Genomic DNA, 12269 nt, shown 5'->3' with positions numbered 1-12269 from the left:
GCGGTGGTACTTGCAGATGTCGGAAGAGCAGGAGGGGGAGAGGGGCTAGCGGATTGAGAGGGGGCGCATGTCGGTCCAGTTCTCCTCGACGTAGGCCAGGCACGCCTCGCGGCTCTCCTCGCCGAAGACCTTCGTCCACCCGGCGGGCACCTCCGCGAACACCGGCCACAGCGAGTGCTGCTGCTCCTCGTTCACCAGCACGAAGAATCGGCCCTGCGGGTCCTCGAACGGGTTGGTCATGGCGTTGGTCCTCTCCGGTTCCACTGACGAGTTAGGTCACCCTAACTCACGGGCGCGGCCACCTTCGCCACAGCGTCCTGCCCGACCGCGGCCACGGCCTGCGTCCGCCGCAGGATCGAGTCGAGGATCTCCCCCGCCCGCACCGCGGTGTTGGACAGCAGCGACGACGTGATGCCGTGCGTGTGCTCGGTGCCGCCCTGCAGGTAGATCCCGCCCGTGACGCCGGCGTCGGTGACCACTCGGTAGTCCCTGGTGACCTTCAACCGCCCGAGCTCGTCCCGCTCGCACCGGTCGCCGAGCTCCCCCAGCACCCGCACGGGGTCCGCCGGCCGGTACCCGGTCGCGTAGACGATCACGTCGGCGTCGACCGGCACACGCGCGCCGTCGGCCAGCGACTCGATCACGCACCGGCCGTCCGCGGTCACGTCCGTGAGCCGCGAGGTGTTGTGCAGCACCAGCCTCTGGCGGCCCAGCACCTTCTCCCGGTACACCCGCCGGTACAGCTCCTCGATCAGGTCCTGGTCCACGACGCCGTAGTTGGTGTTGGCGTGGTAGCCCATCAGCTTCTTCTTCACGCCCTCCGGCGCGCGGTAGAAGTCGTCCACCGCCGCGGGGTCGAAGATCCGGTTGGCGAACGGGCTGTCGTCCGCCGGGCTGTACCCGTACCGCGCGAACACCCCGTGCACCTCGGCGCCGGGGAACCGGTCGTGGAAGAACGCCACGGTCTCCGCCGCGCTCTGGCCCGCCCCGACCACGACGACGCGCCGCGGGTCCTCCAGCTCACCGACCCGGTGCAGCAGGTCGCGGTTGTGCCAGATCCGCTCCCCCGCCTCGACCCCCTCCGGCAGGTTCACCTCCAGCCCGGTCGCGAGCACGAGGTTGCGCGTGCGCGTGACCTGGCCTTTCGCGACGAGCTCGAACCCCTCGGCGCACGGTCGGACGTCGGTGACCTCGCTGCCGTACGACACCTGGTGCGCGACCCGTTCCGCCGCCCACTCGAAGTAGTCGTGGAACTCCTTGCGCAGCGGGAAGAGGTTCTTGTGGTTGACGAAGTCGACCAGCCGCCCGCGTTCCCGGAGGTAGCACAGGAAGCTGAACCCGCTCGTCGGGTTCCGCAGCGTCACCAGGTCCTTGAGGAACGACACCTGCATCGTCGCGTCGTCGAGCAGCATGCCCCGGTGCCACCCGAACGCCGCCTGCTTCTCGAAGAACCGCGCCAGCACCGGCTGCTCGTGCTCCTGCACCGCGATGGCGAGCGCGAGGTTGGACGGCCCGAAGCCGATCCCGGCCAGGTCTGTCACCGGTTCCATCGCGCGGTCCTCCCGTGGCCGGATCCCTGTGCGTCGCGGTTCTCGCACGCAAAGTGACCCTAACCTAACTAAGGCACGCCTTAGCTAGTGCTTTCGGACGTGATCTGCACCGCCCGGAAGCTCCGCGATCAGGTCCCGGAACCACAGCGCGCTCTGCTTGAGCGTCCGCTCCTGGGTCTCGTAGTCGACCCGCACGATCCCGAACCGCTTCTCGTACCCGTAGGCCCACTCGAAGTTGTCCATCAGCGACCACGCGAAGTACCCGCGCACGTCCGCCCCGCCCCTGACCGCCTCGGCGACGGCGGCGACGTGCGTGCGGAAGTACTCGACCCGGTCGGCGTCGTCGACGAACCCGGACGGGTCGGCGGAGTCCTCGAACGCCGCGCCGTTCTCGGTGATCGCCATCGGCACCCCGTAGTCGCGGTGCAGCCGCAGGAGCAGCTCGGTGAACCGCTCCGGCACGATCTCCCAGCCCATGTGCGTCACCGGCCGCCCGGTCGGCACCACCTCGGGTGCGGCGGGGTCGTCGGTCGCCTTCACGACATGCGACGAGTAGTAGTTCACGCCGACCACGTCCAGCGGCGTCGAGATGACCTCCAGGTCGCCCTCGTGCACGGGCAGCGCGGCGCCGCGGGCGGCGATGTCGGCCAGCACGTCCTCGGGATACCGCCCGTGCACCAGCGGGTCCAGGTAGATGCGGGTGCCCAGGCCGTCGGCGCGGCGGGCGGCGTCCACGTCGCGCGGGTCGGCGGAGGCCGGGGTGGAGACGCCCAGGTTCAGCGTGATGCCGAGGTCGGTCACGCCGCGCGAGCGCAACGACCGCGCCGCGAGGCCGTGGCCCAGCAGCAGGTGGTGCACGGCGCGCATCGCGTCGGCGAAGTCCGTGCGACCGGGTGCGTGCCGGCCCACGTCGTAGCCGAGCATCGCCGAGCACCACGGCTCGTTCAGGGTCGTCCACGTGGAGACGCGGTCGCCCAGTGCGTCGTGCACCAGCTCCGCGTACTCGGCGAAGCGGTGGGCGGTGTCGCGTTCCGGCCACCCGCCCGCGTCCTCCAGCTCCTGCGGCAGGTCCCAGTGGTAGAGCGTCAGCCACGGTGCGACGCCCGCCTCCAGCAACGTGTCCACCAGGCGCGAGTAGAAGTCCATCCCCGCGGGGTTCACCGGGCCGCGACCGCCCGGCTGCACGCGCGGCCACGACACCGAGAAGCGGTACCGGTCGACGCCGAGCGAGGCGATCATCGCCACGTCGGCGGGCATGCGGTGGTAGTGGTCGCACGCCACGTCACCGTTCTCGCCGTTCACGACAGCGCCGGGCCGGCGGCAATATGTGTCCCAAATGGACGGTGTACGGCCGTCCTCGTCGTGCGCGCCCTCGATCTGGTACGCGGACGTCGCGACGCCCCAGTAGAAGTCGGCGGGCAGACCGGCGAGCTCAGACATGGATCTCCTCCAACCAGCACGCCACGCGGCGGCGCTCGTCCACGGCGGTCAGCCGCGGCATCTCGGCGCTGCACACGTCGAGCGCGGACGGGCAGCGCGGGTGGAACGGGCAGCCGGACGGCATCGACCTGAGGTCCGGCGGGGAGCCGGGGATGCCGCGCAGCTCGCGGCGCGGACCGCGCAGGGCCGGGAACGAGCCGAGCAGGCCCTGCGAGTACGGGTGGCGTGCGGCGCGGTAGATCTCCGCCGCCGGTGCCTCCTCGACCACGCGGCCGCCGTACATGATCGCGATGCGGTCGGAGAACTCGACCAGCAGCGAGATGTCGTGCGTGATGAAGATGATCGAGAAGCCGAGCGTCTCGCGCAGCCGCATCATCTGGCCGAGGATCTGCCGCTGCACCACCACGTCCAGCGCGGTCGTCGGCTCGTCCATGATGACGACCTCGGGTTCCAGCGCGAGCGCCATCGCGATCATCACGCGCTGGCGCATGCCACCGGAGAGCTGGTGCGGGTAGGCGGTCAGCCGGTCGGCGGGGATGCCCACGAGCGACAGGAGCTCACGGCCGCGGGCGGCCCGCGCGGACCGGTCCATCGAGGGCCGGTGCGTGCGCAGCACGTCGTCGAGCTGCGCGCCGACCGAGATGACCGGGTTCAGTGCGTTCATGGCGCCCTGGAACACGATCGCGATCTCGTTCCAGCGCAGCTCCCGCAGCTGCCGGTCGGTGAGCGCCAGCAGGTCGTGGCCCTTGAACCGCACCTCGCCCGACGGCACCCGGCCGGGTGGTTGCAGCAGCCGGGTCGCGGCGTAGGCCAGGGTCGACTTGCCGGACCCCGACTCGCCGGCGAGGCCCAGCACCTCACCGGCGTTCAGGGTCAGCGAGACGTCGTGCACGGCCCGCAACGAGCCGTAGTCGACCGAGAGGTCGCGGATCTCCAGGACCGGGCTCATGCGCGCACCTTCCGCAGGCGGGGATTCGCGTACTCGTCGATCCCGAAGTTGATGAGTGCCAGCGCCGTGCCGAGCAGTGCGATGCACAGGCCGGCGGGGACGAACCACCACCACGCGCCCAGGCCGAGCGCCTGGTTCGACTGCGCCCAGAACAGGACCGTGCCCCAGTTCCAGGTCGACAGCGAGACGACGCCGACGAACGACAGCGTGATCTGCAGCATCACGGCGAAGATCACGGTGCCGACGAAGCCGGAGGCGATGACGGCCGTGAGGTTCGGCAGGACCTCGAACACGATGATCCGCCAGGTCCGCTCACCGGACGCGCGGGCGGCTTCCACGAAGTCCCTGCGGCGCAACGACATCGTCTGCGCCCGCAGCACCCGCGCACCCCACGCCCACGCGGTCAGCGAGATCACCGCCGCGATCAGCACGGTGTCCGCCGACGGCAGCATCGACGCCACGATGATGATCAGCGGCAGCGCCGGGATCACCAGGAAGACGTTGGACAGCATGGACAACGCCTCGTCGGCGGCGCCACCGAGGAACCCGGCGGTCACACCGACCACGATGGACAGGATCGTCGCGAGCACACCGCAGACGAGCCCGACGACCATCACGCCGCGGGTGCCGACGAGCACCTGCGAGAAGATGTCCTGCCCGGTCATCGTCGTGCCGAACCAGTGCGCGGCCGACGGCGGCGACAGCAGGTCGTTGCCCATCTCCGACGGGTCGTACGGCGCGATCCACTCGCCGACCACGGCGATCACGGCGAAGAACGCGAGGATGCCCAGTCCCAGGCGGGTCTTGAAGTTCATCTCGGCTCAGCCCTCCCGCCGGGTGCGCGGGTCCAGCAGCAGGTAGCCGACGTCCGCCAGCAGGTTCGCCACCAGCACCGCCAGGGTGATCACCAGGAACACGCCCTGCATCAACGGGTAGTCCTTCGCACCGATGCCCTGGAACAGCACGTAGCCGAGTCCCGGGTAGGAGAACACCATCTCGACCAGCAGCGCGCCGCCGACGATGAACCCGAGCGACAGCGCGAAGCCCGAGATCGACGGCAGGACGGCGTTGCGCGCCGCGTAGGCGAACATGATCCGCCGCTGCGACAGCCCCTTGGCCCGCGCGACCAGGACGTAGTCCTCGGCCGACACGGTGACCATCATGTTGCGCATCCCCAGGACCCAGCCGGCGACCGACGACACGACGATCGTGATGCCGGGCAGCACGGCGTGCTCCAGCACGCTGCCGACGAACTCCCACGACCACTCCGGCACGAGCCCCGCCGCGTAGCCGCCGGAGGCGGGCAGCAGCGGGAACGTCACCGAGAACACCGAGATCGCGATCAGCCCGAGCCAGAAGTACGGGATGGACGACAGGAACGTCGTCACCGGGATCAGCGAGTCGAGCCACGACCCGCGCTTCCAGCCCGCGTACACCCCGGCCAGGGTGCCGAGCACGAACGCGATGACCGTGGTGACGCCGACCAGCCCGAGCGTCCACGGCAGCGACTGCGACAGCACGTCGGCCACCGGCGTGGGGAAGAACGTGAACGACAGCCCGAGGTCACCGCGCAGCAGCGCGCCCCAGTAGTCGACGTACTGCTCCCACAGCGACTTCTCCTCGTCCAGCCCGAACAGGACGTACAGCGAGGCCATCGCGTCGCTGTTCAGCCGGCCGCCGAGCTTGGTGATCATGGCCTGCACCGGGTCGCCGGGCAGCAGCCGCGGCAGCAGGAAGTTCGCCGTGATCGCCGCCCACAGCGTGACCAGGTAGAACACGGCACGGCGCAGCAGGAACGTCATGCCGCCGCCTCCACGTACAGCCAGCAGGCCGCCCAGTGCCCACGGGAGTCGACGTCCACCCGCGGTGGCGCGTCGGTCCAGCACCGGGCCTGCACCTTCGGGCAGCGCGCGGCGAACTGGCACCCCGCGGAGACCTCGGCGACGTCCTCGGCGGGCGCGTCGAGTGCGACGACGGCCCGGTCGGGGTCGGGCGCCGACTCGATCAGCAGCTGCGTGTACGGGTGCGCGGGCCGCTGCGTGACCGTCTCGCTGTCGCCGCCCTCGACGAGCTGCCCGCCGTACATCACGAACGTCTCGTCGGCGAAGTACCGCGCCGACGCGATGTCGTGCGTGATGTAGAGGATGGCCAGCTTGAGCCGTTCCTTGAGGTCCAGCAACAGGTTCAGCACCCCGAGCCGGATGGAGACGTCCAGCATGGACACCGGTTCGTCCGCGAGCAGCACCTCGGGGCTGGCGGCCAGCGCCCGCGCGATGGCGACGCGCTGGCGCTGGCCCCCCGACAGCTCGTGCGGGTACCGCGAGAGGAAGTCGGCGGGCAGGTGCACCCGCTCCATCAGCTCCTCCGGCGTCTCGGTCCGCTTGTGGATCTTCAGCGGCCGGACGAGGTGGTAGCGGATGGTGTGGACCGGGTTGAGCGAGGCGAACGGGTCCTGGAACACCATCTGCACCGAACGCCGGTACTCCCGGACCCGCCGCACCTGCCTGCCGTCCAGCAGGATCTCGCCGGACGTGGGTTCCACCAGCCGCGCCAGCAGCTTCGCCACCGTCGACTTGCCCGACCCCGACTCACCGACGAGGGCGGTCACGCGCCCACGGCGCAGGACGAGGGAAACGTCCTGCACCGCGCGCACGCGCTTGTAGGTCTTGACCAGACCCCGTGCTTCCAGCGCGACCTCCTGAGTCATGACGCCGGCTGCAACTTCATGACGATCTGCAGGGCGTTGGGCAGCGTGGCCTGCGGCGGACCGTACGGGTCCTCCTCGGACGGCCAGCCGACCCAGCTCTTCGTGCTGTACTCCGCACCGATCGGACCGGCCGAGGTCGGGATCATCGGCACCTGCTCCACCATGATCTTCTGCAGCGTCGCCAGGCTCTTGGCACGGGCCGCGTCGTCCGTGGCGTTCGCGTACTCGGCCAGCGCGGCCGTGGCGTCGGGGTTGTTGTACCGCCCGAAGTTCACCGCGGCGGTCTGGCCCAGCGCCTTGAGCTCCGCGCCGTCCATGATGTTCTGGTACATCTCGTACGGCGTCGCACCGGTGTTCGTCCACCGCAGCGAGCCCTGGAACTGGCCGTTCGCGAAGTCGGTGGTCCAGGCGTCCGCGGTCTGCGTGCGGACGGTCGCCTCGATGCCGATCTTCTTCAGGTCGCTCTTGATGATGTCGAGCACGGTCAGGTAGTCCGACCAGCCGGACGGGTTGGTGAGCTCGATCGTGACCGGCTTGCCACCGGGCGCCTTGAGCACGCCGCCGTCCAGCGTGAACCCGGCGGCCGTGAGCTTCTGCTTGGCCTTGTCCACGTTGATCTCGAACCGGGCGTCTTTGTACTCCGGCGCGAGGAACGAGTCACCGGCGGGCAGCGGCATGCCGGTGGGCGACTCCAGCTTCGGGAACAGCCGCGCCTCACCGCGGACGAAGATCGCCTCGCGGTCGATCACGTCGCTCATCGCCGAGCGCAGCGCGGCGTTGTCGAACGGCGCCACGGTGTGGTTCAGCCACAGGCCGTGGATGCCGAGACCGGCCGGGAACCACAGCTTGTGGTTCTTCGGGTCCTTGTCGACGTAGAGCTTCTGGTAGTCCGGGATGAAGACGTACGACCACTGGCTCGCGCCCGAGGCCAGCGCCGTGGTCTGCGCGGTGTTGTCGTTGTAGGAGGTGTACTGGATCTGCGGGACCTTGGGCAGTTCCTGCCAGTACTCGGCACGCCGCTCGATCGTGACGGTCTGCGAGGTGAACGACTTCAGCTTGTACGGGCCGGTGCCGACGGGGTCGGGGTTGGTGTAGGTCGTCGGGTCGGCGATCGTGCTCCAGATGTGCTGGGGCACGACCATCGCGCTGATGACCTTGTTGCGGGTCACGAACTGCGGGGTCGCGAACGTGACCTCGACCTTGCCGTCCGGCGTCGCCGTCGCGGTCTCGACCTTGAGCGAGTCGCGGTTGTTGAGCGCAGGGAACTTCTTCAGGATCTCGAACGAGAAGGCGACGTCGGCGGCCGTGAACGGCTTGCCGTCGGACCACTTCACGTTCTCCCGGAGCGTGAAGGAGACCTTCTTGTAGTTGTCGGTCCAGTCCCACTTGGTCGCGAGCCACGGCACGGGCTCCTGGGCCGGGCGCGTGTTGTTCACGAACGCCAGCGGCTCGTAGATCTGGTAGCGGTAGCCGAGCGAACCCGCCGCCGACGTGGGCAGGAACGGGTTGTGGTTCTCGGTCAGCGGCCCGTTGGGCATGCCCACCGTCAGTACTCCGGACGCCTTGGTGGTGCTGCCACCGGAGGAACACCCGGCCGCCGCGAGCGCCAGTGCCAGCGCGACGATGACTGTTCTGCGCATGGGGACTCTCCCGATACGAATGATGTGAGAGCGCTCTCTCACAGGCAGGCCGAAGACACCGGTCGCGTGCGGTGACCGGTGGGTCCGGTATTCGGATTTGTGTTCGCGTGCTTTTCTAGGGCGCGGATTCGCGCACGATCAACGAAGTCGGCAGCACCAGCGGGTGGTCGGGCATCGGCTGTCCTTCGAGCGTGGAGAGCAGCATCCGCGCGGCGGCGGCGCCCATCTCCTGGCCGGGCTGGCGGATCGTCGTCAGCCGGGGTTCGGTGTGGCCGGCGACCGGGACGTCGTCGAAGCCGACCACGGCCACGTCGTCCGGCACGACCCGGCCCGCCTCGCGCAACGCCCGCAGCACGCCGACCGCCGAGAGGTCGTTGTGCGCGAAGATCGCGTCGAACGGGATGCCGCTCGCGAGGAGCTTGTCGACGGCGACCTCGCCGCCCTCGGTGGTGAAGTCGCCGTCGACGATGAGGTCCGGGTGCAGCGTCAGGCCCGCTTCCGCCAAAGCGAGCCGGAACCCGTCCAGCCTCGCCTGGGTGCACCCGAAGTGCGGGGGCCCGGTGACGACGGCGAACCTGCGGCGGCCCGCCGCGACGAGGTGCCGTGCGACATCCGCGCCTCCCTGCCGGTTCGTCGTCGTCACCGAGGGGAACTCCGGGTGCGAGCCGCGGTCGTCGATCATGACGACGGGCAGCCCGGCCCGGTAGAGCGTGGAGATGTAGTGCAGCGTGTCCGGCGGCTCGACCACGAGCAGGCCGTCGAAGGCGTTGGCGGACACGTGGTTCGCGAACTGGTTCAGCGACTCCGGCCCGCGGTTGATCGTGTAGAGCAGCAGCCCGTAGCCGTCGGCCTCCAGGGTGTCCACGATGCCCTGCAGCACCTCGCCCATCCACGGCCAGGTCAGCGACGGCGCGAGCATGCCGACCGTGCGGGTGCGGCCCCGCGCCAGCCCGACCGCACGGGCGCTGGGCACGTAGCCGATCTCGTCGATGACCTTGCGGACGCGCTGCGCGGTGGAGGCGTCCACGTCGGGCTTGCCGTTCAGCACACGTGACACGGTCGCCTTGGACACCTGGGCGCGTTGGGCGACCTCAGCGATCGTGACACGCATGCCGAACTTCCTTCCGCCGCCTCTGGAACCGGTTCCGTAACCGGTTCCGCCGAGGTGTGACGCAGTCAACAGCCTCACGTGAGGATTAGTCAATAGTTCAGACGGAAGTTCGTGAGAGCGTTTCCACGCTCTCCGTGATCACCGCAGGTGACACTCCCGTCGCGTGGACGGAACCGGGACGTCCCGGTCTGCGCAATGCGTGCGGCAGCAACATTTTCCGGACGAATTCCGTTACGTCGAACGGCCCAGCAGCACGCCTCCGGATCATCGTGCACAATCGACGTCATGGGGGTTGTGACGGCGGTCAGCCGCAGCGAGGAGTACACGTTCACCAAGCCCGTCCGCGAGAGCATCACGCTCCTCGCCGGCCTTGGTGTCGAGGGCGACGTGCACCAGGGCGTGACGGTCAAGCACCGCTCGCGCGTCGCGCAGGACCCGACGCAGCCGAACCTGCGCCAGGTGCACCTCATGCACGAGGAGCTGTTCGACGAGCTGCGCGCCAAGGGGTACGCCATCGAGCCGGGCGCGATCGGCGAGAACGTCACCACCCGCAGCATCGACCTGCTCGGCCTGCCCACCGGCACGCTGCTCCACCTCGGGCCGGAGGCGGTCGTCGAGGTGACCGGTCTGCGCAACCCGTGCGTGCAGATCGACCGGTTCTCCACGGGGATGCTCAAGGAGGTCGTCGGCAAGGGTCCCGGCGGGAAGCTGGTCCGGCGCGCGGGGATCATGTCCGTGGTGCTGACCGGTGGCGTCGTGCGGCCGGGCGACGAGATCAGGGTTGAGCTGCCGGCGGAGCCGCACCGGCCGCTGGAGAAGGTCTGACCTGGTCCGTTTTCACCCGAACGAGCCAGTACCTTGTTTTGAAATCAACGCTTAGCGTCCCTGGCCATGACCGCGATCTACTCCACCGCGTACAGCCGGGACCTGGGTGACGAGCTCCGCCTCATACGGGAGTCGTCGACGTCGATGCACGGCCGCGCCATGGCGGCACGGCTCGGCTGGGACCCGAGCAAGGTGTCCAACATCGAGCACGGCAAGGCGCACGCCAGCGAGATCGACATCGTCCAGTTCCTCAGCACGTGCGGCAAGGACATCGACTTCATCGAGGCGTTCCGGCAGCGCTACCGGCACGCCTTCGACCCGTACTTCGCGCAGATGCCCGAGAACCTGCGCACGCTCGCGATGACCGAGTCGCTGGCGACGAAGATCACCAGCTACGACCTCATCACCCCACCCGGTCTGCTCCAGACCCGGAACTACTCACGCGAACTTCTTGCCGGTGGTGAACCGCAAGAAGAGGTGGAGAGGTTCGTCGAGGCACGAGGTGAACGACAGACGATCCTGCGGCGCGTCTCGCCTCCCCAGTGCGTGTTCTACGTCCACGAGATCGCTCTGCAGGCGCAACTCGGCAGTGTGCGGGACATGGAGGAGCAGTACCTCCGGCTGATGTTCAACACGCACATGGTGCGGCTGATCCCCGCGGACGTCCGGATCTCCGCCCTGGGGCCGGGCTGCGTGCTGTACGAGTTCGAGAAAGCTGCCCCGATCGTGTACAGCGAGACCAGCACCGCTCAGATCTTTGCGCAGGACGCAGCAGCGGTGAAGCGGAGCAGGCGTCTCTTCGAGCGACTGTCGGCCGTTGCCTTGGATGAGCAACAATCGAAGAGCAAGCTGATGGAGTACGTCAGTGGACTTCGAGAGGAACCTCATGGCTCAGGAACGGATCTGGCGTAAGAGTTCTCGCAGCGGCTCCAACGGCGCGGGCAACTGCGTCGAGGTCGCCCTGTCGCAGGACGCGCTGGTGCGGGACTCCAAGAACGCGGACGGCGAGGTGCTGGCGTTCTCCACGACCGCGTGGCGTTCGCTGGTCGGCTGGATCGCCTAGGCGTCACCGAGGTGGCCGTCGAGGATCACCGAGATCGTCCTCGGTGCCTCCACGACGGCCAGGTGCGCGGCGTCGCCGACGATGTAGAGGTCGGAGTTCGGCAGGTCCTCCGCGATCTGCCGCGCGCACTCCGGCGGCGTCTCCTGGTCGCGTGCCGCGGCGATCACCACGGTCGGAGCGTCGATCTTCGCGAGCTCCGGCCGCAGGTCCGCGTCCCGGACGGCCCGCGCGCACGCGAGGTAGGAGGCGGTGTCGACCGCCAGCAGGTCCGCGCGGAAGCGCGTGACGGCGGCCGGGGAGAACGCCGGCGTGAACCAGCGCGAGACGACCGCGTCGGCGACCGCTGCGAGGCCCGACGAGCGGACGGCGCTGATCCGTTCGTCCCAGCCGGACTTGTCGGGGCGCCACGCGGACGTGCACACGAGCGCTAATCGGTCGATCCGGTCGGTGTTGGCGGCGAGCCACATGCCGAGCATGCCGCCGAGCGACACGCCGCAGTAGTGCACCCGGCGCAGCCCGAGGTGGTCCAGCAGCTCGACCACCCCGGACGCGAGCGACTCGACCGTGGCGTGCTCGGCGGGTGCGCTGCCGCCGTGGCCGGGGAGGTCGAAGCGCAGCAGCCGGAACGGGAGCGGGAAGTCGTTCCACAGGGCGGTGGTGGTGCCGGGAGCGTTGCCGAGGACCAGCACCGGGGCGTCCTCCTGGCCGCTCAGCGTGAAGTGCGGAATCATGCCCTCGCCTCCTCTTCGCCGGGATGATGCGCCGGTCCGTCGGCCTGCCGCAACTCCGCTCCACTTCGGACGTTCCACCGGTCGGGCGCCGCCGTCCGCGTGACGGGAGGTACCCGTGGGCCGGTGGTCGAGAACAGGACGCGCAGGTCTGCGCCGCCCGTCCCGCACAGTGGGCCGCCGTCTGCCGAAACCACCGGGCTGGCCCCCGCCGAAACGGTGTTACGGGTAGCAGAATGAAGCGTTGCCCACGCCA

At 69.3% G+C, this 12269-nt stretch carries 13 protein-coding genes; 3 read left to right on the top strand and 10 right to left on the bottom strand.

Features of this window, described 5'->3' with window-relative positions:
- Positions 1 to 45: 45 nt before the first annotated feature.
- The 9 genes from ACVDFE_RS19160 to ACVDFE_RS19120 all read right to left on the bottom strand — a co-directional run bounded on the left by ACVDFE_RS19160 (position 46) and on the right by ACVDFE_RS19120 (position 9397).
- A complete protein-coding gene (locus ACVDFE_RS19160; protein WP_458431281.1) occupies positions 46 to 240 on the bottom strand; it encodes an MbtH family protein in 195 nt (64 codons plus the stop codon).
- A gap of 41 nt (positions 241 to 281) precedes the next feature.
- A complete protein-coding gene (locus tag ACVDFE_RS19155; protein ID WP_458431279.1) occupies positions 282 to 1550 on the bottom strand; it encodes a lysine N(6)-hydroxylase/L-ornithine N(5)-oxygenase family protein in 1269 nt (422 codons plus the stop codon).
- A gap of 84 nt (positions 1551 to 1634) precedes the next feature.
- Complete coding sequence (locus tag ACVDFE_RS19150; RefSeq protein ID WP_458431278.1) at positions 1635 to 2990, bottom strand: GH1 family beta-glucosidase; 1356 nt, start codon at positions 2988 to 2990, stop codon at positions 1635 to 1637.
- A complete protein-coding gene (locus tag ACVDFE_RS19145) occupies positions 2983 to 3939 on the bottom strand; it encodes an ABC transporter ATP-binding protein (RefSeq protein ID WP_458431277.1) in 957 nt (318 codons plus the stop codon). Before ACVDFE_RS19145 ends, ACVDFE_RS19150 begins: the two co-directional genes overlap by 8 nt.
- Positions 3936 to 4754 (bottom strand): ABC transporter permease, encoded by an 819-nt coding sequence (locus ACVDFE_RS19140; RefSeq protein WP_360396198.1) that lies wholly within the window; start codon positions 4752 to 4754, stop codon positions 3936 to 3938. Before ACVDFE_RS19140 ends, ACVDFE_RS19145 begins: the two co-directional genes overlap by 4 nt.
- A gap of 6 nt (positions 4755 to 4760) precedes the next feature.
- Positions 4761 to 5825: an ABC transporter permease gene (locus tag ACVDFE_RS19135; protein WP_458431275.1), complete on the bottom strand. Its 1065-nt coding sequence runs from the start codon at positions 5823 to 5825 to the stop codon at positions 4761 to 4763.
- Positions 5738 to 6646, bottom strand: coding sequence for an ABC transporter ATP-binding protein (locus tag ACVDFE_RS19130; protein WP_458431274.1), 909 nt, complete (start codon positions 6644 to 6646; stop codon positions 5738 to 5740). The genes ACVDFE_RS19135 and ACVDFE_RS19130 overlap by 88 nt, the downstream gene beginning before the upstream one ends.
- Complete coding sequence (locus ACVDFE_RS19125) at positions 6643 to 8286, bottom strand: ABC transporter substrate-binding protein (RefSeq protein WP_360396195.1); 1644 nt, start codon at positions 8284 to 8286, stop codon at positions 6643 to 6645. Before ACVDFE_RS19125 ends, ACVDFE_RS19130 begins: the two co-directional genes overlap by 4 nt.
- Positions 8287 to 8401: 115 nt before the next feature.
- Positions 8402 to 9397, bottom strand: coding sequence for a LacI family DNA-binding transcriptional regulator (locus ACVDFE_RS19120; protein ID WP_360396193.1), 996 nt, complete (start codon positions 9395 to 9397; stop codon positions 8402 to 8404).
- Positions 9398 to 9682: 285 nt separating this feature from the next.
- Between ACVDFE_RS19120 and ACVDFE_RS19115 the strand changes: the two genes are divergently transcribed.
- The 3 genes from ACVDFE_RS19115 to ACVDFE_RS19105 all read left to right on the top strand — a co-directional run bounded on the left by ACVDFE_RS19115 (position 9683) and on the right by ACVDFE_RS19105 (position 11285).
- Entirely contained in the window at positions 9683 to 10222 is a 540-nt protein-coding gene (locus tag ACVDFE_RS19115) for an MOSC domain-containing protein (RefSeq protein WP_458431273.1), read from the top strand.
- A 66-nt stretch (positions 10223 to 10288) separates the two neighbouring features.
- The gene (locus ACVDFE_RS19110) at positions 10289 to 11134 is read left to right on the top strand and encodes a helix-turn-helix domain-containing protein (RefSeq protein WP_458431272.1); all 846 of its coding nucleotides are present in this window, start codon (positions 10289 to 10291) and stop codon (positions 11132 to 11134) included.
- Positions 11109 to 11285, top strand: coding sequence for a DUF397 domain-containing protein (locus tag ACVDFE_RS19105; protein WP_458431271.1), 177 nt, complete (start codon positions 11109 to 11111; stop codon positions 11283 to 11285). The genes ACVDFE_RS19110 and ACVDFE_RS19105 overlap by 26 nt, the downstream gene beginning before the upstream one ends.
- On the opposite strand, the gene ACVDFE_RS19100 is transcribed toward ACVDFE_RS19105, so the two are convergent.
- Positions 11282 to 12016, bottom strand: coding sequence for an alpha/beta fold hydrolase (locus ACVDFE_RS19100; protein WP_458431270.1), 735 nt, complete (start codon positions 12014 to 12016; stop codon positions 11282 to 11284). The two genes, ACVDFE_RS19105 and ACVDFE_RS19100, sit on opposite strands and share 4 nt — an antisense overlap.
- Positions 12017 to 12269 lie beyond the last annotated feature (253 nt).

This window comes from Lentzea chajnantorensis (genome assembly GCF_054300775.1).
This window is presented reverse-complemented; position numbering and strand designations above follow the sequence as displayed.

Excerpts from the sequence above, each read along its gene's own strand:
- ACVDFE_RS19160 (WP_458431281.1), bottom strand. The coding sequence starts at position 240 with ATGACCAACCCGTTCGAGGACCCGCAGGGCCGATTCTTCGTGCTGGTG.
- ACVDFE_RS19155 (WP_458431279.1), bottom strand. The coding sequence starts at position 1,550 with ATGGAACCGGTGACAGACCTGGCCGGGATCGGCTTCGGGCCGTCCAAC.
- ACVDFE_RS19150 (WP_458431278.1), bottom strand. The coding sequence starts at position 2,990 with ATGTCTGAGCTCGCCGGTCTGCCCGCCGACTTCTACTGGGGCGTCGCG.
- ACVDFE_RS19145 (WP_458431277.1), bottom strand. The coding sequence starts at position 3,939 with ATGAGCCCGGTCCTGGAGATCCGCGACCTCTCGGTCGACTACGGCTCG.
- ACVDFE_RS19140 (WP_360396198.1), bottom strand. The coding sequence starts at position 4,754 with ATGAACTTCAAGACCCGCCTGGGACTGGGCATCCTCGCGTTCTTCGCC.
- ACVDFE_RS19130 (WP_458431274.1), bottom strand. The coding sequence starts at position 6,646 with ATGACTCAGGAGGTCGCGCTGGAAGCACGGGGTCTGGTCAAGACCTAC.
- ACVDFE_RS19125 (WP_360396195.1), bottom strand. The coding sequence starts at position 8,286 with ATGCGCAGAACAGTCATCGTCGCGCTGGCACTGGCGCTCGCGGCGGCC.
- ACVDFE_RS19120 (WP_360396193.1), bottom strand. The coding sequence starts at position 9,397 with ATGCGTGTCACGATCGCTGAGGTCGCCCAACGCGCCCAGGTGTCCAAG.
- ACVDFE_RS19115 (WP_458431273.1), top strand. The coding sequence starts at position 9,683 with ATGGGGGTTGTGACGGCGGTCAGCCGCAGCGAGGAGTACACGTTCACC.
- ACVDFE_RS19110 (WP_458431272.1), top strand. The coding sequence starts at position 10,289 with ATGACCGCGATCTACTCCACCGCGTACAGCCGGGACCTGGGTGACGAG.
- ACVDFE_RS19105 (WP_458431271.1), top strand. The coding sequence starts at position 11,109 with ATGGCTCAGGAACGGATCTGGCGTAAGAGTTCTCGCAGCGGCTCCAAC.
- ACVDFE_RS19100 (WP_458431270.1), bottom strand. The coding sequence starts at position 12,016 with ATGATTCCGCACTTCACGCTGAGCGGCCAGGAGGACGCCCCGGTGCTG.